This window comes from Stenotrophomonas sp. FW305-C-20-S1, assembly GCF_058783335.1.
The window spans coordinates 1-20,313 of sequence record NZ_JBYTEK010000055.1; the positions used below are offsets into that span (position 1 = coordinate 1).

Annotated in this window: 13 protein-coding genes; 5 read left to right on the forward strand and 8 right to left on the reverse strand. The window is 67.7% G+C overall.

Annotation, left to right across the window (positions count from 1 at the left end; genetic code table 11):
- Positions 1 to 69: 69 nt before the first annotated feature.
- From AC3WTC_RS19330 to msrB, 4 genes are all read right to left on the reverse strand, one after another.
- On the reverse strand, positions 70 to 1,518 hold the full coding sequence (locus AC3WTC_RS19330; RefSeq protein WP_025878432.1) for an aminotransferase-like domain-containing protein: 1,449 nt from the start codon (positions 1,516 to 1,518) through the stop codon (positions 70 to 72).
- Positions 1,519 to 1,687: 169 nt separating this feature from the next.
- A complete protein-coding gene (msrA, locus tag AC3WTC_RS19335) occupies positions 1,688 to 2,425 on the reverse strand; it encodes a peptide-methionine (S)-S-oxide reductase MsrA (protein WP_059065885.1) in 738 nt (245 codons plus the stop codon).
- 14 nt (positions 2,426 to 2,439) lie between these two features.
- Positions 2,440 to 4,203: a cytochrome c biogenesis protein DipZ gene (locus AC3WTC_RS19340; protein WP_492712317.1), complete on the reverse strand. Its 1,764-nt coding sequence runs from the start codon at positions 4,201 to 4,203 to the stop codon at positions 2,440 to 2,442.
- 2 nt (positions 4,204 to 4,205) lie between these two features.
- Positions 4,206 to 4,781: a peptide-methionine (R)-S-oxide reductase MsrB gene (gene msrB, locus AC3WTC_RS19345; protein WP_025878435.1), complete on the reverse strand. Its 576-nt coding sequence runs from the start codon at positions 4,779 to 4,781 to the stop codon at positions 4,206 to 4,208.
- A gap of 144 nt (positions 4,782 to 4,925) precedes the next feature.
- Here msrB and AC3WTC_RS19350 point away from each other — a divergent pair, with 144 nt between their 5' ends.
- Both AC3WTC_RS19350 and AC3WTC_RS19355 read left to right on the forward strand, forming a co-directional pair.
- Complete coding sequence (locus AC3WTC_RS19350) at positions 4,926 to 5,645, forward strand: response regulator transcription factor (RefSeq protein ID WP_032976390.1); 720 nt, start codon at positions 4,926 to 4,928, stop codon at positions 5,643 to 5,645.
- A complete protein-coding gene (locus tag AC3WTC_RS19355) occupies positions 5,642 to 7,114 on the forward strand; it encodes a sensor histidine kinase (protein ID WP_117309448.1) in 1,473 nt (490 codons plus the stop codon). Before AC3WTC_RS19350 ends, AC3WTC_RS19355 begins: the two co-directional genes overlap by 4 nt.
- Here the strand turns inward: AC3WTC_RS19355 and AC3WTC_RS19360 are convergent.
- Together AC3WTC_RS19360 and AC3WTC_RS19365 are read right to left on the reverse strand one after the other, a co-directional pair.
- The gene (locus AC3WTC_RS19360) at positions 7,111 to 8,454 is read right to left on the reverse strand and encodes an ATP-binding protein (protein WP_099841841.1); all 1,344 of its coding nucleotides are present in this window, start codon (positions 8,452 to 8,454) and stop codon (positions 7,111 to 7,113) included. The two genes, AC3WTC_RS19355 and AC3WTC_RS19360, sit on opposite strands and share 4 nt — an antisense overlap.
- Entirely contained in the window at positions 8,451 to 9,140 is a 690-nt protein-coding gene (locus AC3WTC_RS19365; protein WP_025878439.1) for a winged helix-turn-helix domain-containing protein, read from the reverse strand. The genes AC3WTC_RS19360 and AC3WTC_RS19365 overlap by 4 nt, the downstream gene beginning before the upstream one ends.
- 345 nt (positions 9,141 to 9,485) lie before the next feature.
- Here AC3WTC_RS19365 and asnB point away from each other — a divergent pair, with 345 nt between their 5' ends.
- Positions 9,486 to 11,387, forward strand: a complete 1,902-nt coding sequence (gene asnB, locus AC3WTC_RS19370; protein WP_492712318.1) for an asparagine synthase (glutamine-hydrolyzing) — start codon at positions 9,486 to 9,488, stop codon at positions 11,385 to 11,387.
- Between the two features lie 583 nt (positions 11,388 to 11,970).
- On the opposite strand, the gene queD is transcribed toward asnB, so the two are convergent.
- Positions 11,971 to 12,333, reverse strand: coding sequence for a 6-carboxytetrahydropterin synthase QueD (gene queD / locus AC3WTC_RS19375; protein WP_025878441.1), 363 nt, complete (start codon positions 12,331 to 12,333; stop codon positions 11,971 to 11,973).
- Positions 12,334 to 12,528: 195 nt separating this feature from the next.
- On the opposite strand from queD, the gene AC3WTC_RS19380 reads away from it, so the two are divergent.
- Both AC3WTC_RS19380 and AC3WTC_RS19385 read left to right on the forward strand, forming a co-directional pair.
- Positions 12,529 to 15,168 carry a TonB-dependent receptor plug domain-containing protein gene (locus tag AC3WTC_RS19380; RefSeq protein ID WP_088101635.1) on the forward strand — a complete coding sequence of 880 codons (2,640 nt, stop codon included), beginning with the start codon at positions 12,529 to 12,531 and terminating at the stop codon, positions 15,166 to 15,168.
- A 64-nt stretch (positions 15,169 to 15,232) separates the two neighbouring features.
- Positions 15,233 to 17,827, forward strand: coding sequence for a M14 family zinc carboxypeptidase (locus AC3WTC_RS19385; RefSeq protein WP_492712320.1), 2,595 nt, complete (start codon positions 15,233 to 15,235; stop codon positions 17,825 to 17,827).
- Positions 17,828 to 18,445: 618 nt separating this feature from the next.
- On the opposite strand, the gene AC3WTC_RS19390 is transcribed toward AC3WTC_RS19385, so the two are convergent.
- Entirely contained in the window at positions 18,446 to 19,867 is a 1,422-nt protein-coding gene (locus AC3WTC_RS19390; RefSeq protein ID WP_032976382.1) for a DEAD/DEAH box helicase, read from the reverse strand.
- Positions 19,868 to 20,313 lie beyond the last annotated feature (446 nt).

Genomic DNA, 20,313 nt, shown 5'->3' on the forward strand with positions numbered 1-20,313 from the left:
CCCCCCCCCCCCCCCCCCCCCCCCCCCCCCCCCCCCCCCCCCCCCCCCCCCCCCCCCCCCCCCCCCCCACTACCGTGTTGCCGCCACCAGCTCCCGTGCGATCGCACCCAGCCGTTCCACCGCAGCGATGAAGCGCGCGTCCAGGGTCTGGCAGCACGACAACCGCAGGCAATGCCGGTAGCGCGCGCCACGCGAATACACCTGGCCCGGCATGAACACGATGTCCTCTGCCAATGCGCGCTCGAACAGCTCCCGGGTGTCTACGCCAGGCAGCTCCAGCCACAACAGGAACCCTCCCTGCGGCTCGGTGGCGCAGGTGCCGGCCGGGAAATGTTCGGCCACCAGCTGCCGCAGGCGACCGACCTGTTCGCGGTACAACCGGCGCATGCGATGCAGGTGGTGCTCGTAGCTGCCTGCTTCCAGGTAGGCAGCCACCGCATCACCGAGCAGCTGCGGTTCGCCGCCGGTGGACTGGAATTTGAGCAGCGCGATGCGTTCGGCGAAGCGGCCGCCATCGAGCCAGCCGATGCGGTAGTCCGGTGCCAGCGTCTTCGAGAATCCACCGACCACCATCACCCAACCGTCGCGGTCGAACGCCTTCAGCAACGGCGCCGGCGGCTCGCTGAACTGCAGTTCGGCATACACCGCGTCTTCGATCAGCGGCAGCTGGCGTGCGTTGACCAGTTCGGCCAGGCGCTGCTTGTCGGCGATCGGCATCGTGCAGCCCAGCGGGTTGTGCACGGTCGGCATCACCACCAGCGCCGCAAGAGGGGTGTGCTCCAGCAGTGCTTCCAGCGCATCCACGTCCAGGCCGCGCTGCGGATGGGTGGGCAGTTCGATCGGCTGCAGGCCCAGCGTGGTCAACAGGGGATACAGGTTGAAGTACGAGGGTGCTTCGATGCCGACTGCATCGCCGGGCTGGGTGACCGCGCGCAGTGCCAGTTGCAGTGCTTCCATCGCACCATGGGTCAGCAGCAGGCGTTCGGGGTGGGTATGCAGGCCCATCCGCGGGCCACGCCGCACGATCTGCGCCAGCAGGCGTGGCGATCCATTGGGACGGGCGTAGGTCTCCACGGTCTGCTGGCCATGGCGAAGCACCTGCGCGGTGTGCCGGGCCAGCTGCGCACCCGGGTAGAACTGGCGCCCACGCGGGCCGGCAAAGGCGAGGTCGATCACGCCGGGGCGCCGCTGCGCTTCCAGCACCCGCGCCATCAGCACCTGCTGCAGCGGGGCGGTGGGCGCGGACGGCGCATCACGCAGCGAGCGCTGCGGAACCGACAGTCGCGGCGCGACTTCGAAGCCGGCCTTGGGCCGCGGAATGACCAGACCGGCGTCTTCCAGCTGACGGTAGGCCGCGATCACCGTGTTCAGGCTGAGCTGGCGCTGCGATGCCATCTGCCGCAGCGACGGCAGCCGGCTGCCGACCGGCAGGCGCCCGCCGTGGATGGCCTCAGCCAGCTCGTCCGACAGCCGCTGGTAGCGGGGAGGAATCATCGTGGTGGCGTCTTCTGTATCCATCGACCCGGCCCGCATCTGGTTCTGTACCCATGATGTTGACGAGCCTAGCATGTCGTTGTCGGCCGGGCCTGATCGGGGCCGGGTCGATACTTCCCAAGCGCACGGCCCTGTGGCCGTGCGTCTTTTTCATGCCGTGGTGGCGGCCAGCGGCCGGCCCCACCATGGGGTGTCAGCGCATCGGCACCAACGCGGGATCGCGGCGGTACAACGCCGGGAACTGCTTGCCCAGCGCGGTCAGCTTGGGCGCGTCGTAGTAGCGGATGTACGCGGCCTGCGGGTAGTTGCTCATGTAGTTCTGGTGGTAACTCTCGGCCGGGTAGAAGCGCTGGCCGCTGCTCACCTGGGTCACGATCGGCGCGCGGTAGCTCCCCGCCTGGCCGAGCTGGCCGATGTACGCACGGCTTGCTGCCTGCTGGCGCGCGTCTTCGACGAAGATCGCCGAGCGGTACTGGCTGCCATGATCGGGCCCCTGGCGGTTGAGCTGGGTCGGGTCGTGCACCACCGAGAAGAACACCTGCATCAACTGTCCATAGCTGACCTGGCGTGGGTCGTAGTCCACCTTCACCGCTTCGGCGTGGCCGGTGCGGCCACCGCTGACGCGTTCATAGCGGGCGTCGGCGGCACTGCCTCCGATGTAACCGGACACCGCGTTGCTCACCCCTTTGACGTGCTGGAACACGCCCTGCACGCCCCAGAAACAACCGCCGGCGAAGACCACGCTGGCGTGGCTGGCGTCATCGCGGAACGCCGCATCACCGCTGGGCGCAGGCAGTGCCTGCAGCTGCGCGGTGGGCTCGGCCGGGGCGGCGATCGCGCTGTGGTCCACCAGCAGCACACCTGCGACAAGCGCGGTGGCGACCAGGCCGGCGACGCCGGCGGCAATGCCCTGTTCGAAGGAGAGTTTCATCGTGTGCTCCCGGTTCAACCGAAGGTGAAGGCGTAGGCCTGCACGCCTGCGTCGAGGAATTCGATCTCGAAACGATGCGGACCGATCGTGCCGCGCTGGCGGATCAGCTGGTACAGGCGGTGCTCGTTGACGGTGCCGGTGCCATCGGCGGCCACGTCGGCGCCGGCATCGGCCGCAGGCAGTGGCTTGCCATCGAGCAGCACGCGGAAGCGCACCGGCTTGCCGTCCTCGCCCGGTGCCAGCACCAGATGCAGGTCGCGGGCGTGGAACTGGAACGCGATGCGGCCGCCGGCCTGCTGCAGTTGTGCAGCCTCATCGTTGACCCGCCACTGTCCAGACAGGCCCCATTGGTTCAGCGCCAGGGTGGACGGCAGCGTGTAGCCGAATGCTGCGTCGGCGCGCTGCCCGCCCGGCGAGGCGAACTGCTCGGCACGTGCGTGGCCCAGGTAGGTTTCCGGCGAGCGCAGGTTGCCCATGTCGGCCTGCGTGGCCACGCCCTGCAGGTCAGCCGCGGCCGGATCAGCAGGCGGCGGCAGCTCGGTCTGCCCGGCTTCCACCAGCAGGCGGCGGATCACCTGTTCGGAGTGCGCGTAGTTGCCCTCGCCGAACTGATGCCCGCGGATGTTGCCCTGCGCATCGACGAAGTAGTGCGCCGGCCAGTAGCGGTTGTTGAACGCGCGCCAGATCGCATACTGGTTGTCGAGTGCGACCGGGTACTCGACCTTCAGCTGCTGCACGGCCTTCATCACGTTGCGCGGGTCGCGCTCGAACGCGAATTCCGGGGTGTGCACGCCGATCACCACCAGGCCATGGTCGCGGTAGCGCTGCGCCCATTCGTGCACGAACGGCATCGCACGCAGGCAGTTGATGCAGGAATAGGTCCAGAAGTCGATCAGCACGACCTTGCCATGCAACTGCTCGCGGCTCAGCGGCGGGCTGTTGAGCCACCCGGTGGCGCCGTCCAGCGTGGGTAGCGTTCCTTCCACCGGCAGCGGCGCGCCTGCCTGGCCGGCCGCCATCATCATCATCGGTGGTGCTGCCGGCTGCGTGCCGGGCACGGCATCCAGCAGGCCCTGTTCGATGCGTGCGGTACTGACCGCGGACAGGCGGGTCAGCAGGCCGGTGTCCCAGCCCAGGCCGATCGCCACCACTGCCAGCAACGCTGCCACGCCGAGCACCCGGCGCACCACATTGCCCAGGCCGAGCCGGGCCTGCAGTGCGCGGAACACACGGCCGCCCACCCACACCGCCAGCGCCAGTGCGGTGACGGCGCCCAGCGCGTAGGCCAGCAACAGCGAACTGGTGCCGACACTGGCGCCATTCAGGGCGGCACCGGTCAGCACCAGGCCGAGAATTGGACCGGCGCAGGGGGCCCACAGCAGGCCAGTGGCGATGCCGATCAGCAGCGAGGTCCAGGCGCCGCCACGGCCAGCCGCATCCGCGGCGTCGGCACGTGCACTCAGGCGCGCGCCGATGCGCTGGAACGGCGCCAGCAGGTGGTCGGCCAGGGTCGGCCACAGCAGCGCGATGGCGAACACCGCCATCAGTACCAATGCCACCCAGCGGCCGACCTGGTTGGCCTGCGCCACCCACTCGCTGCCGACCGCCGCCAGACTTGCGACCACGGTGAAGGTCAGTGCCATGCCCAGCAGCAGCGGCAGGGTGCTGCGCAGGAAAGGACGATCAGCGCGTGCGAACACGAACGGCAGCACCGGCAGGATGCACGGGCTGAGCAGGGTCAGCACGCCGCCGAGATAGGCAAGCAGCAACAGCAGCATCATCAGGCTCCAGAAGCAGGGGAAGAACCGACCGGCACGCGCCAGCCGCCAGCGGCGTCCTGTTGCGCAGTCCCGGGCATGAACGCCATCGCGGCGCCGTTCATGCAGTAGCGCAGTCCGGTCGGCCGCGGGCCGTCGTTGAACACATGGCCGAGATGGCCGCCACAGCGGCGGCAATGTGCTTCCACCCGCAACATGCCGAAGGTGGTGTCACGGTCCTCGCCGATGGCGTTGTGCAGCGGCGCCCAGAAGCTGGGCCAGCCGGTGTGGCTTTCGAACTTGGTGGACGAAGAGAACAGCGGCAACGCACAGCCGGCACAGGCGAACGTGCCCTGCCGATGTTCCTTGTTCAGCGGACTGCTCCAGGGGCGCTCGGTGGCCTGCTGGCGCAGCACGGCGTACTGCGCCGGGCTCAGCAGCCGGCGCCACTCGGCATCGCTGCGGACCACCTCGAACTGTCGCGCCGGCCGTGCCTCGGCAGCGGCCGGGGCCGCGCGGCTGCACGCGCCCAGGCCCAGCAGGCCGGCGGCGGTGACAGCACCGCCCAGGCCCAGCAGATGGCGGCGGGTTAGGGACATGGTGGACTCCGGGAAGGGGCGACGGGGCCATGCTGCGCCCCCTCCGGTCAACGAATCCTCACGCAGGATTCAATTTTTCGTGAGGTATCCACGCCGCTCCCGCGCCACAATGCGGGCAGCCTCCCCACTGGCCCGAAGCTGCCGATGTCCGCCAAACGTGTCCTGATCGTTGAAGACGATGCCCACATCGCCGACCTGCTGCGCATGCACCTGGGTGATGAGGGCTATGAAGTCGCACACGCCGCCAGCGGCGATGCCGGCCTGCGCCTGATCGAACAGGAAGGTCCGTGGGATGCACTGGTACTGGACGTGATGCTGCCGGGCGTGGACGGCCTGCAGGTCTGCCAGCGCGCACGGGCGATGGCGCGCTACGTGCCGATCATCATCATCAGCGCACGTGGCAGCGAAACCCAGCGCATCGTCGGCCTGGAACTGGGCGCGGACGACTACCTGGCCAAGCCGTTCTCGATGCCGGAACTGGTGGCGCGCGTGCGTGCGCTGCTGCGCCGCGCCGAAGCGATGGCACAGAACGCGCGCATCGATGCCGGGGCGATCGAACTCGGGGGGCTGCGGCTGGACCCGGTCGCCCGTACTGCCGCCGTCGATGGCAATGCACTGGAACTGACCCCGCGTGAGTTCGAACTGCTGCTGTTCTTCGCCCGCCACCCGGACCAGGTGTTTGCGCGCATGGAACTGCTCAACCAGGTCTGGGGCTACCAGCACGACGGTTACGAGCACACGGTCAACACCCACATCAACCGCCTGCGCAGCAAGATCGAGACCGACCCGGGCAACCCACGGCGCCTGCTGACGGTGTGGGGGCGCGGTTACAAACTGGTCGACCCGGCCGGGGCGGCCACATGATCAAGCCGAACCTGTGGCAGAAACTGGCGCTGGTGATGTCGGCGCTGATGCTGACGTGCTGCATGGCGCTGCTGGCGTGGCAGATGCGCACCAATACCCGGCATGAGCAGGAAGTGGTGCAGCGCCTGTCGCTTGGGTTGGCCGAGCACATCGCCCAGCGCAGCGAGCTGATGGACACCAGCGGCATGCGCGATGCGGCGGTGCGCGCATTGTTCGGCCAGCTGATGGCGGTCAACCCCAGTGTCGAGGTGTACCTGCTGGATGAGCAGGGTCGCATCCTCGGCCACGATGCGCCCAGCGGCCACCTGGTGCGCAGCCGGGTGGACGTGGCACCGCTGCGGCGCCTGCTGTCCGGTGCGCCGCTGCCGATCCTCGGTGACGATCCCCGCAGTGCCGATGGCCGCAAGGTGTTCAGTGTCGCGCCGCTGGTGGTGCAGGGGCGGCAGGCGGGTTACGTGTACGTGGTACTGGTGGGCGAACACCGGCAGATGCTGGCCGACGATCTGGCCGCCGGCAGCCAATGGCACACCACGCTCTGGTCGGTGCTGTTGATCGGCGGGCTGGGCCTGCTTGCCGGCCTGGTGGCCTTCTACTGGGTGACCCGGCCCCTGCGCCAGGTCACCCGGCGCATACAGGCCTTCGACATCGACGCTCCGACGCCACTGCCCGCGCCGGTACCGCTGCGCGCGGGCGAGCGCGATGAACTGAAGATCCTCGAACATGCCCATTCGCAGATGGCACAGCGGCTGGGCGAGCAGTGGCAGCAGCTGCGCCAGCAGGACCTGCAGCGCCGCGAACTGGTGGCCAACATCTCGCACGACCTGCGCACGCCGTTGTCCTCGCTGCACGGTTACCTGGAAACGCTGGCGCTGAAAGAAGCCACGCTGTCGCCGCAGGAGCGTCGTCGCTATCTCGGTATCGCGCTGGCGCAGAGCGCCAAGGTCGGCCGTCTGGCCCGGGCGTTGTTTGAACTGGCGCGGCTGGAGCACGGTGAAGTGCGGCTGGAGTGGGAAGTGTTCGCGCTGCCGGAACTGCTGCAGGACGTACTGCAGAAGTTCGAGCTGGCCGCGCAGGCACGTGGGCAGCGCCTGCACGCTGATTTCCCGCCGGGCCTGCCGCTGGTGCGCGCCGACCTGGGTCTTGTGGAGCGCGTGCTGACCAATTTGCTCGACAACGCGCTGCGGCATGCGCCGGACGGGGGCCGCGTGCAGGTGCAGCTGTCGGCGCTGCCGGACAGTGTGCAGGTGGCGGTACAGGACGATGGCCCTGGGGTGGCGCCAGCACTGCGTGGGCAACTGTTCCAGGCGCCGGCGGCACTGGGCGCGCGGCGTGGCGAGAACGGCGGGCTCGGCCTGCTGATCGTGCAGCGCATCGTGCAGTTGCATGGCCGCCGTATCGAACTGCGCGACAGCGAACAGGGCGCGCTGTTCGTGTTCGCCTTGCCGCGTGCCGATGCCGAGGCGAACTAGACGTTGTCTGCCGGTGGCGGGACACCGCTTTCCATCGGCAGCAGCAGCCGGATGCAGGCACCGCCGAGCACCGAATCGGCCACTTCCACGTGGCCGCGATGCTTGTCCGCCACCACCTGCACCAGCGCCAGGCCCAGCCCGAAGCCCGGGCTGGCCAGGTCCAGCCGCACGTAGGGCTGCAGCACCTGGCTGCGCAGTTCGACGGCGATGCCGGGGCCGTCGTCCTCCACCTGCAGGCACAGCCATCCCTCGTTGAGCGTGCTGACGATGCGGATCTGTCGGCGCGCATAGCGCAGCGCGTTGCCCAGCAGGTTGCGCAGCGCCAGTTCCAGCATGTGCCGGTTGACGTTGACCAGCCCTGCCGGTGACAGGTCCTGCTGCACCGGTATCGTCAGTGGTGCGAACTGCTCGACCACGCCGCGTACCAGCGCGGCCAGTTGCAGGCGCTGGCGGGTGACCTGATGGCAGCGGCCGAGCGCGGCGTACTCGACACCCGCATCGGTCAGGTGCTGCAACCGGTCGATGTCGATGCGCAGGCCGGACAGCGCATCGCGCTGGGCGTCGTCCAGTCCGGTGTCTTCCAGGTCAGCCAGGCCGAAGCGCATGCGTGCCAGCGGTGTGCGTACTTCGTGCGCCACCGCCTGGGCCAGCACGCGCTGGCTGTCCAGCAGCAGCTGCAGCTGTTCTGCCATGTGGTTGAACGCCTTGGCCAATGGCCGCACCAGCGCGGTACCGGCGCGTGGCGCCCGGCTGTCGAGTTGGCCATCGCGCATCCGTCGCGCGGTCTGCGCCAGCTGCGAGACATCGCGCCATAACCGGTAAACCATCACGTACATCGGCAATGCCACCGCCACCATCAGGATCAGCAGGATGATGGCCACGCCGGAGGCTTCGCTGTCCTGCCAGCCTTCTTCGGGCAGGGCCTGGTCCAGCGGCCCCAGGATCAGCGCACTGCTGCTGTTGCCGACGCGCTGCAGGCTGCGCATGCTGTCCAGCTCGATCTGCACGTGTCCGTTGAGCAAGCCCTTGCGCTGTTTCGCCGGCAGTATCGCGGCAGCTTCGGTCAGCGGCATCAGCTGCAGCGGATAGGCGAAATCGCTGTCCAACTGTTGTGCCAGGGCTGGCCACTGCGCCGGCGGCGTTTCGGCGAAGCGATGTTGCAGCATGGCGTGCGGGCCGCGCATTTCCGCCTGCAGGCTGGCCTCGGTGCGGTCTTCCAGCAGCGCATCCCAGGCCCACAGCCCGAGCACGATCAGCAGCAGATGGGCGGTGAGGAAACCGATGCCGTAGCGCAGGAAGTGGAAGGCATGGCCACGCATGGCCGACGACGGATGCTTCATCCCCATGCTGATCGGCTGAACAGGTAACCACGGCCGCGCACGGTCTTGATCCGCTCGGGCTGCTCCGGGTTGTCGCCGAGCTTGCGCCGCAGGCGCGAGATGCGTGCGTCGATCGACCGATCCAGGCCATCGAAGGCGATGCCGCGCAGGCCACGCAGCAGCGCATCGCGGTCGAGGATCTGGCCCGCGTTGCCGGCCAGCAGGAACAGCAGGTCGAACTCGGCGGTGGTCAGCTCCAGCAGGCGGCCCTGCAGGTGCACGTTGCGGGTGGACGGGTCGATGCTCAGTTCACCGAAGCGCAGGGCGCCATCGCGTGGCTCGACCCGGCGGTGGCGGCGCAGGTGGGCGCGCAGCCGGGCCAGCAGCACCCGTGGTTCGATCGGCTTGCCGATGTAGTCGTCGGCGCCCAGCTCCAGCCCCAGCACCTGGTCGATGTTGTCGGTGCGGGCGCTCAGCACGCAGATGATCCCGTCATAGTGGGGCCGGATCTGCCGACACACTTCGAAACCATCCTGGCCCGGCAGACCGATGTCGAGCAGGACCAGCGCCGGCTTCTCGCTGAGTATCCGGGCGATCGCGCGCTGGCCGCAGCGTTCGTGGGCGACCTGGTAACCGTGGCGCTTCAGGTAGTCGCTGACCATCGTGCCCAGCCGAGCGTCGTCTTCAACCAGTACGATATCCAGCATCTACAAGGCCTCCGGGGTGCTTCCGTACCGCCGTGGCACGAGCGCGGCGATGCTATCCCAGCTGCCGGGCCGCTCGGGTCCAAGGAGCGGGCGCCATTCAGCCGGGGTTGCTGGCGCGCGGGCCGGGCCTCAGGCCGGGCAACGACTTGGCCGCACGGTAGCAATCGTGTTGTTACAAAACGTTACGCAAGCCGCGCCTGCGGTGACGGTCGCTGACAGCGCTACGACTGACGTGGCGCTCGGCGGGGCCGAGCATGGCAGCTCTCCCCATCCGCGTGCCGCCCTCATGCCGTCCGCCTCCTGTCCCGCGCTTTTCCTTGAATGCCCTTGCCATGGAGGCCAGCGATGAGCGGCGTGGTCGGGGCCTGGCTGCCGCCTGCCGACGATGAGCAGCTGCTGCAGCAGCTGGCGCCGATGCTGCGGGCGCTGCAGCAGCGCGGCCGCGGTCGCATCGGGTACTGGACCGATGCCGACGCAGGGCTGGCCCTCGGTCATTGCCGTGCGCCAACCGACATGCCGTTGCAGCCGCTCAGCTCCAGCTGCGGGCGCTACGTGCTGTGCCTGGATGGCCGCATCTACAACCGCGCGGCCCTGCAGTCGCAGCTGCGCGACCTGCCACGCAGCTGCACCGATGCACGCCTGTTGCTGCAGGCCGTCGTCGAGTGGGGCGTGCAGCGTGCGCTGTCGCGCATCGAAGGGGCATTTGCGTTCAGCGTCTGGGACCGCCACGCACATGAGCTCTGGCTGGCGCGCGACCCGGTCGGCGAACGGCCGTTGTATTACGGCTGGTACCAGGGCCAGTTCCTGTTCGCTTCGGAGTTGAAGGCGCTGCAGGCCTTTGCCGGATTCGCTCCCAGCATCGACCAGGATGCATTGAGCCTGCTGCTGCGCCATGACTATGTGCCGGCGCCGCACACCATCTATCGCGGCATCCACAAGCTGGTGGCCGGGGCGATGCTGCGCGTGGACCTCAACGATCATGCCACCGGCGGATCAACGCAGGCCGCGCAGGGCGGCCATCGCTACTGGTGCGCGCGCGATGCGATGCAATCCGCGCTGCAGCAGCCGTTGCAGCCGGCGCCCAGCCTGGAGCAGGCCACCGACCAGTTGGAGGTGGTGCTGCAGCAGGCGATCGCCACGCGCATGCATTCACCCGTGGCCTGCGGTGCATTCCTGTCCGGTGGCACCGATTCGTCGCTGGTGGTGGCGATGATGCAGGCGCAGTCGGCGTTGCCGGTGGAAGCATGGACGGTGGGTTTCGACGACCCCGGTCACGACGAGAGCGACTGGGCCTCGCAGGTGGCCCGGCACCTGGGCGTGCATCACCACCTGCACAGGATGGACAGCCGGCAGGGCCTGGAACTGCTGCAGCGCTTGCCGCAGGTCTGGTGCGAACCGTTCGCCGATGCCTCGCAGCTGCCCACCCTGCTGGCCAGCGAGCTGCTCGGCGCGCGCAAGCCGGTGGCGCTGACCGGCGACGGCGGCGATGAGCTGTTCTTCGGCCACCCCAGCTATGGCCGCGCGCTGCGCAATGCGCGCCTGTGCGGTGGCCTGCCGGACTGGGTACGTGATCTTGCGCGGCGTGGCAGCAGCCGCTTGAACGTCGAGCGTGGTCGGCTTGGCGGTTGGCGCGCACTGGTGGCCGAGGTGGCCGCCAACGACGTGGAGGGGCATTACCTGCAGCGCGTCACCCGCTGGCGGCAGCCGACCCAGGTGGTACTGGGGGCGCGCGAGCCGGCGACGATCTTCCAGCAGCAGGACACCGCACTGCCGGCGGAAGCGCGCATCCAGCTGCTGGATTTCCGCATGGATCTGGCCGAGGGGATCCTTGCCAAGGTCGACCGTGCCGGCATGGCGGCCGGCGTGGAGACGCGCTCGCCGTTGCTGGACATGGAGGTCATACGCCTGGCCTGGCGCCTGCCGCAGCACTTGAAGTACCACGACGGCGAGCACAAGCGGATCCTCAAGAATCTGCTGGCGCGCTATCTGCCCGCGCCGCTGGTCTATCGCCCCAAGCGCGGTTTCGGCCCACCGATGGCACGCTGGCTGGCCGGCCCGCTGCGCGACTGGGCGGAAGCGTTGCTCGACCCGCAGCTGCTGCGCAACCAGGGGTGCTTCGATGCGGTACGCGTGCGCGCGATCTGGGAGGCGTTCCTGCGCGGCGAGCGCAAATGGCATACGCACCTGTGGAATGTGTTGATGTTCCAGGCGTGGTACCAGCACTGGCACGGCAATCGCGGGCGCTGAGCGTGCCTTCGTGGCGCGCGGTTGATCCATTCTGCGCAGCGCAGGGCGGAGGCCCTTGCGTGCGAATGTCCTCCGGTGCCGGCCCTTGGCCGTCACTTCCCCCTTTACTTCGCACGCAAGGGCCTCCGCCCTGCGTGGGGAGATCTTCGGTGGCCTCAGGAAAGCAGCGATCTGCGCGACTGGTGCCGTAAGCCGAGCCTCGTCGGGGCGGGTAGGGGTCTGGGCAAAGTAAAGGAGGAGGTGGCGGCCAACGGCCGGCGCCGGGGGACATTTGCCCAGACCCCTACCTGCCCCGGCGGGGCCCATCAGTTCGCAGAGCTTCCAGACGAAGGAGCGCTCTGGAATCCAGACGCCAGGCAAAAAAAGACCCGGCAGAGGGAGGGATCTGCCGGGTCCGGATTGCATGGGGGGAGGGACCCATGCAATGAGCGTGGGCGTCGCGCCAGTGGCTGTTGCCTGCCAGTCGCATCCGCCGTGCATTTGTATTGATGCAATGCAGCATACGCCGATCATGCGGCAATGCAACAAAAATCACGAAGGCGCCATCTCTGGCGCCTTGAGGCCTTTCAGATCAATGGGTTGATCAGGCGGCGGGGCCGCGGTAACGGCAGCCCGAGGTGCAGGTTTCGTGCACGGTGATCTCGCTCAATGCCGGCAGGGTGGGCTTGAGCTCGTTCCAGATCCACACGGCCAGGTTTTCGCTGGTCGGGTTCTCCAGGCCGGGGATGTCATTGAGGTAATGGTGGTCCAGGCGGTCGTAGATCGGCTGGAAAGCCGCCTTCACGTCACCGAAATCCATGATCCAGCCGGTCTGCGCGCCCGGCTCGCCCTCGACTTTCAGTTCCACCCGGAAGGAGTGGCCGTGCAGGCGCGCGCACTTGTGCCCCGGCGGCACGTTGGGGAGGCGGTGCGCCGCCTCGAGCATGAAGACTTTGAAGATTTCCATGGCGCGATTGTACGCCGCGGGCGGCCGATCAGCCCGGCTTTGCGTTGCCTTCCCGTGAAGAAATTATTTCCATCCGGATGAAGAGATGATAGTTTCTCTTATATCCGTATGAAGAGATGTTATTGGCCGCACCCCGGCCAGGCATGGATTACTGCGGAACTTACCTCGTCCTTCCACTACCTCCCCCACATCGTCATGCCCCAGCACACCCTGCTCGTGGCGGCCCTGGCCGTCGCTCTGGCCGCGCCTTTGTCTGCAGCCGCCGAAACCCCCGCCGACGCCAGCGGCGAAGCCAGCACCCTGGCTGCCGTGCGCGTCACCGGTTCCAACATCAAACGCGCCGATACCGAAGCCTCCAACCCGGTGCAGGTGATCGGCCGCCAGCAGCTGGAACAGACCGGCAAGGCCACCGTGGCCGATGTGCTGCGCTCGATCTCGGCCAACACCGGCAATGCCAGCAACGAGACCACCAACAACGGTTGGGCCTCGGGCTCGGCCGGCATCGGCCTGCGCGGTCTTTCGCAGAAGAACACGCTGGTGCTGCTCAATGGCCGCCGCCTGGCCAACTACGGCTTCCCGGCCGGCGGCCTGTCGGACACCTTCGTCGATCTCAACGCGCTGCCGCTGGTGGCGGTCGAACGCATCGAAGTGCTCAAGGACGGTGCATCGGCGGTGTACGGCAGCGATGCGGTGGCCGGCGTGGTAAACATCATCACCCGGCAGAATTTCGAAGGCGCCGAGATCGGCGGCAGCTTCGGCGGCGCCGACCAGGGCGGCCTGCACGAGCAGAACCTGAAGTTCGTCGGTGGCCTGGGCGACATCGACAAGGACGGCTACAACATCCTCTTCAGCCTGCAGGGCTACAACCGCGAGCGACTGGACCAGGATGAGCGCAACCTGACCAAGAGCGGCATCTACAGCGACCAGCCCGGCGGCCGCTGGAACGGCTGGTCGGCCAAGGGTGCACGCTATCTGGTCAACGGCACCTCCGTGCCGATGCTCGATGCCAACGGCAACTGCCCCACCGGCACCACCCGCGTGGCCAGCGCGCCGATCGACGGCCTGGCCGGTGATACCTGCGGCTTCAACCAGGCCCCGTACACCACCCTGATTCCCTCCACCAAGCGCTACCAGGCCTACGCCAACGGCACGTTCCGCCTCGGCGACAACGTCGAAGCGTTCGGCGAAGTGCTGTACAGCCAGATCAAGAGTGCTGCCTGGTTCGGCAGCAGCCCGTTCTTCACCCTGGAAAGCGGTCGCTTCGCACTGAACGCGCAGACCGGCCTGGCCGAGCCGGTGTCGTCCAACCTGCCGGCCAGCAACCCGTACAACCCGTACGGCCGCGCGATCCCGATCGAATACACCTTCTTCGACCTCGGCGGCACCATCAAGACCAACCGGTCCACCGCCTATCGCGGTGTGTTCGGGCTGCGTGGCAACACCGAGAAGTGGGACTGGGAAGTGGCCGCGTTCGGCGCGCGCAGCAGCGAGCGCGAAACCGTCTCCGGCGGCTTCGCCAACCGCTGGGCACTGGCCAATGCACTGGCCACCGGCAGCTACAACCTGCTGAACCCGGCCGCGACGCCGCAGTCGGTGCGCGATTCGATCAACATCGCCACCCTGCGTCCGGCCGAGTCGGTGCTGCAGGGCATTGATGCGAAGATCTCCGGCAGTCTCGGCCACACCTGGGCCGGCGACATCGGGTTCGCCGCCGGTGCCGAATGGCGCCGCGAGAAGCTTGATTCGAACAACCCGTGGCAGATCGATGCCGGCCTGCAGGTGCGCCCGGCAATCGCCGAAGTGCATGGCGAGCGCAAGGTCAGCGCCGCCTACGCCGAGGTCAACGTGCCGCTGGCCTCGACCCTGGAACTGTCCGCCGCCGCCCGCGCCGATCATTACGATGATTTTGGCGACGCGTTCTCGCCCAAGCTCGGCCTGCGCTGGCAGCCGCTGGATTTCCTGCTGGTGCGTGCCTCCGCGTCGAAGGGCTTCCGTGCCCCGTCGCTGTCGGAGAACTCCAACAGCACCAGCATCGCCTACGGCAGCGTGGTCGATCCGCGTGATCCGGACGTGCCGGGCTCGCGGCAGAACCCGACCTTCTTCACCGTCGGCAACAGCGACCTGAAGCCGGAGCGCACCAAGAGCGTGAACTTCGGCGTGGTGCTGTCGCCATGGGCGAACACCAACCTGAGCATCGACTATTACCGTATCCAGCTGGACAACCTGGTCGGTACCAACAACACCCAGACCCTGGTCAACGACAACGTCGCCGGTGCCGTGCAGCGCGATGAGCGCGGCAAGCTGCAGGCGGTCTACAACCGCTACCAGAACCTGAGCGAGCTGAAGACCTCGGGCATCGACGTCGAGCTGCGCCAGCGCATCCCGACCACGGCCTTCGGTGACTTCACCGTGACCTCGGCCTACACCCACGTTCGCGACTACCGGCGCCCGACCGTGGTCGGTGGCCCGCTGGTGGACTATGCCGGCAGCAATCTCGGCGCCACCCTGCCGAAGAACAAGGCCACCACCACCCTGGACTGGAAGTACAGCGACTACACCGCCGCGGTGACCTGGTACTACACCAGTGGCTACGACCAGAAGGCCAGCACCGCCGCCGCTGCGGTGCAGAGCCGCGTCGACGCCTACAACCAGTTCGATCTCTACCTGGGCTACACCGGCATCGACAACCTGACCGTGTACGCCAAGGTGCAGAACCTGGGTGACAAGACGCCGCCGTACGATGCCTCGTTCCCGGGCATCCGCGCGCCGTACGACTTCAGCCAGTACGACCTGCGTGGCCGCTACTTCACGCTGGGCTTCGACTACCGCTTCTGATCCACCCGCCGCGGCCGGCCACCCTGTGTGGCCGGCCGTGTTGCCATGTTCCAGGGGAGTCACCGTGTCCTTCCACCGCCGTGCCGTTTTCCCGTTGTTGCTCGCCGTCGCCACCGCCGTATCGTTGCCGCCTGCGGTACATGCGCAGAGCGCCTATTTCTTCCCGCAGACCACCGATGCCGCGGCATTCGATACCGCCATTCCCACGCCGGAGCAGTTCCTCGGCTATCCGATCGGCAGCCGCTACACCCGCCATGACCAGCTGGTGGCTTACTTCCAGGAGCTGGCCAAGCACTCGGACAAGATCAACGTGCGCGAGATCGGCCGCAGCTATGAGGGCCGACCGCTGCTGATCGCCACGGTCACTGCTGCAGGCAACCACGCGCGGCTGGAACAGATCCGCCAGCAGCACGCGACCCTGGCCGACCCGGCGCAGCCGCGCAGCGCTGCCGGTGACAGCCCGGTGGTGGTGTGGCTGGGCTACAGCGTGCACGGCAACGAGACCTCCAGCGGCGAAGCGGCGATGCTGACCGCCTACTACCTGGTGGCCAACCGCAGCGCGGAAACGCAGCAGTGGCTGCAGCAGGCAGTGGTGCTGTTCGACCCGGCGCAGAATCCCGACGGCCGCGATCGCGCCGCCAACTGGCACAACGCCTGGGCGTCCGATCCGGCCTCGGCCGATCCGGCCGACAAGGAACACGTCGAACCGTTCCCGCAGGGCCGTACCAACCACTACTTCACCGATCTCAACCGCGATTGGCTGGCACTGACACAGCAGGATTCGCGGCCGAAGGTGGCGCAGTTCCACCAGTGGTACCCGAACGTGCAGATCGACTTCCATGAAATGGGCAAGGACAGCACGTACTACTTCGAGCCATCCCCGAAGAGCATGCATAGCCCGTTGATCCCGGCAGCGTCGTACGAGTTCAACAAGACCCTGGCCAAGTACCACGCCCAGGCGCTCGATGCGCTGGGTTCGCTGTACTACACCGGTGAGAACTTCGACAATTTCTCGCCCGTGTACGGCTCGACCTATCCGGATTTCCACGGCGCGGTCGGCGTCACCGTGGAGCAGGCCAGCTCGCGCGGTCGCGTGCAGGAATCGGTGAATGGCCTGCTGACGTTCCCGTTCACCATCCGCAACCAGGTTGCCACCGGGTTGGGCACGGTGCGCGGTGCGGTGACCGAGCGCAGCGCGCTGTTCGATCTGCAGAAGAGTTTCTTCCAGAGCGCGCTGAAGCAGGCCGCACAACAGCCGGTGAAGAGCTTCGTGTTCGGCGACGCGCATGATCCGGCATTGACCCGACGCCTGCTGGAACTGCTGTTGCTGCACAGGATTGAAGTGCATGCACTGGACCGCGCTGTCAGCGTAGATGGCCAGCGTTTCGAAGCGGGCAGCGCCTACGTGGTGCCGGTGCAGCAGGCGCAGTTCCGCCTGGTCCATTCAATCTTCGCCGAGACCCCGCCGATCAAGGGCGACGTGTTCTACGGCAGCACCAGCTACGCGATCGCCCCGGCCTACGGCGTGGCTTTTGCCGGCAGCCGCAGCCGCATCGATGGCGGAGCTCGCGTGGTCGAGGTTCCCGCAGTGCAGGGCGGGCTTACCGGCGGTGAAGCGGGCTTCGCCTACGTGATCGACTGGCGCGACTACAACGCGGGCCGCGCACTGGCCGCCCTGCAGGCCAAGGGCTTGTCCACGCGTGCCACCTTCCAGCCGTTCACCGCGGCCACCGCACAAGGTGAGGTGGCCTTTGCCGGGGGCAGCATCGTGGTACCGGTGGCCGGGCAGCCGCTGCAGGGTGCGGCGTTGCAGGAGGCGGTCGCCGCCGCCGCGCGGGCCGCCGGTGTGCAGGTGCATGCGCTGGCCAGCGGTCGCAGCCGCGATGGCATCGACCTTGGCAGTGACGGCGTCAAGGCACTGCGCAAGCCCGCCGTCGCGCTGGTGATGGGCGAGGGCGTGGCAGCCACCGAAATCGGTTCGGCCTGGTTCCTGCTCGACCAGCAGCTGCGCCTGCCGGCCAGCAAGCTGGACCCGCAGCAGCTGGGCAAGGTATCTCTGGACCGCTACACCACGATCGTGCTGTCCGGCGGCACCTATGCCGGCATCGACGCGGCCGCGGTAGCGGCATTGAAGCGCTGGATCCAGGCCGGCGGGTCACTGGTCACCTATGGCAGCGCGTCGAAGTGGGCGATCGAACAGAAACTTGCCGACGGCGAGAAGCTGGGCAAGGACGAGGAAGCAACAGACACCGCGCGCCGCGCCTTCGGTGACCAGCGCGATATCGCCGCGATCGAGCGTGTCAGCGGCAACATCCTCAGCGCCGACGTCGACCCCAGCCATCCTTTGGCGTTCGGCGTGCCGCGCCGGCAACTGGCGATCAACAAGGAGAACACGGTCATCCTGCAGCCGAGCACGAACGGGTTTTCCACGGTGGTGCGGATCGACGACACACCTCGGGTGAACGGGTATCTGTCCGAGCGCAACCGCAGTCGCGTGGCCGGCAGCGCATGGCTGCTGGTGTCAGCGCAGGGGCAGGGCAACGTGATCCTGTTTGCTGATGATCCGGCGCATCGCAAGTACTGGCATGGCACTGATCGGATGCTGATCAACGCGATCTTCTTCGGGAATCTGGTGAATCCGGCGAAAGCGCGGGGTTGAGGCGTTTGGCGCCTTGATTGATACGTGTGTGGGGTGGCCGGGCGGGCTGCGCAGGACATGCCGTAAACCCGTCCTTGGGGGCTCGATGGCGCCATCCATGGCGCCAACGGTCCTGCGCACCCCGCCCGGCCTCCCCTCGACAGTTTCCTGCGGGCGCGGACACATCAAACCCAAGGCGGGAGCAAGGGCGAAAGCAAAAACAAAAGCAAAAGCAGGAATTGCGGCTTCGGCTTTTGCCTTTGAATTTGAATTTGATCTTTCTTCTTCCGGCTACCCCGGGGGAGAAAGAAGGCGCTGGAATTGTCTGGAGCGTTGGGGAGCGGGGGCGACGCAGAACCGCAGGCGCCATGGGCCCGAGGCATGCCCCGGGCGGGTTGGGCAGGACGCCCAACCCCGGTCTTGCCGTGTGCGCAGGACAGCGCACACGAGCAAGGCGCCTACGAGCTTACATGGATGTATCTACAGCGTGTTCTGCGTCGCCCCCGCTCCCCAACGCCCACACAGAACCAACCGCGTGCTCTCACACCGGGTAGCCAGCAACAAAAAAGGACGGCGCGTCAGCGCCGTCCCTCGATAAGCCCCCCGCGCAGCGGGAGACGCCATTCCTGTCAGCTGGGATCAGCTGGCGCGACCGCCGCCGCTACCCTGGCCGCGGCCACGGCCGCCACCACTGTTGTTGCCGCCACCGCGACGCTGGCCCTGACCGGCACCTGCGCCTGCGCGCTGCTGGCCGTTGCCGGCGCCCTCGCGGCGGCCACCGCCGGCCTTCTTCGGGCCTGCATGGGCATGACGCGGCGCATCGCCGTGCGGACGGCGCGCGTGGGTCTTGCGCGGCACGCGCTCGCCGGTATCGGCCTCGGCCTTGCCCGGAGCACTGTTGCCCCAGCGGATCGGCGTCTGCAGCTCGAAGCCCGGCACATCGCGGATGTCCATGTCACGGCCGAGCAGGCGCACGATCGCGCGCAGCAGCTTCACTTCATCCTGCGCCACCAGCGAAATCGCTTCACCGGTCGCACCGTTGCGGCCGGTACGGCCAATGCGGTGCACGTAGTCTTCGGCCACCATCGGCAGATCGAAGTTGATCACCTTCGGCAGCTCGTTGATGTCGATGCCGCGCGCGGCGATATCGGTGGCCACCAGCACGGTGACACGGCCAGCCTTGAAGTCGCCGAGCGCACGCAGGCGCTGGCCCTGGCTCTTGTTGCCGTGGATCGCCGCGGTCTTGATGCCGGACTTTTCCAGGAACGCGGCCAGCTTGTCGCTGCCGTGCTTGGTGCGGGCAAAGACCAGGGTCTGCTCGCGGCTGTCCTGCGCCAGCAGGTGCAGCAGCAGGTCGCGCTTGCGGCTGCCATCGACCGGATGCACCTTGTGGGTGATGGTCTCGGCGACGGTGTTCTTCGGCGTGACCTGGATCTGTTCCGGGTTGCGCATGAACTCCAGCGCCAACTGGCGGATGTTGTCCTCGAAGGTGGCCGAGAACAGCAGGGTCTGGCGGTTCTGCTTGGGCAGCTTGGCCAGGATGCGCTTGATCGAGGGCAGGAAGCCCATGTCCAGCATGCGGTCGGCTTCGTCCAGCACCAGCAGTTCAATGCCGGACAGGTCGATGCTGCGACGCTCCAGGTGGTCGATCAGGCGGCCCGGGCAGGCCACCAGCAGGTCCACGCCGCGACGCAGGATGTCCAGCTGGTTGCCCATGCCGACACCGCCGTAGATGCAGGCGCTGGGGATGCGCAGGTACTTGCTGTAACCGCGCAGGCTGTCATGCACCTGGGTGGCCAGTTCGCGGGTCGGTGCCAGGATCAGCGCGCGCGGCTTGCGCGGGCCGGTGCGCACTTCCTGCGAAGCGGTGCCCAGGTGCTGCAGCAGCGGCAGGCCGAACGCAGCGGTCTTGCCGGTGCCGGTCTGTGCGCCGGCCAGCAGGTCGCGACCGGCCAGCACCAGCGGGATCGCCTGCTGCTGGATCGGGGTCGGGGTTTCGTAGCCCTGCTCGGCGAGCGCACGCAGCAGGAAGGGCGCAAGGCCCAGGGATTCAAAAGACATCGAGATTGCTCCAAGTACAGTTAACGCCTGTCCGAACGGACAGACGGGGGCAGATCAAACTGATCGGCTGACTCGGAGCGTTCCCGTGAACCGCGCTGCGAGAATTGGGTGCAGCCAACGCGAAGCGCAGGCTGGAATGCGTGACGAACGGCGTCGGAGTGGGGGCGGGCGATGGGGCGAACCCCGGTCGCCGGCGATCCCGGAGGGAAACGGACGGCCGCTGCAGACCCGCATAGTCTAGCGGAAGGATGAGACCTGACGCAAAACAGGCTGTTCAGGTTGGGGGTTCGGCAGGGCTGCGCCCTGCACCCGCCGAAGCGGTAGTGCCGGCCGCTGGCCGGCAACCTCAACAGCAACAGCGGGCATACCGTGGGATGGCGGGGTGGGTCCGGTTGCGGGGGACGCCGTAAACCCGTCCTTGGGGGCTTGGCCGCGGCATCCATGCC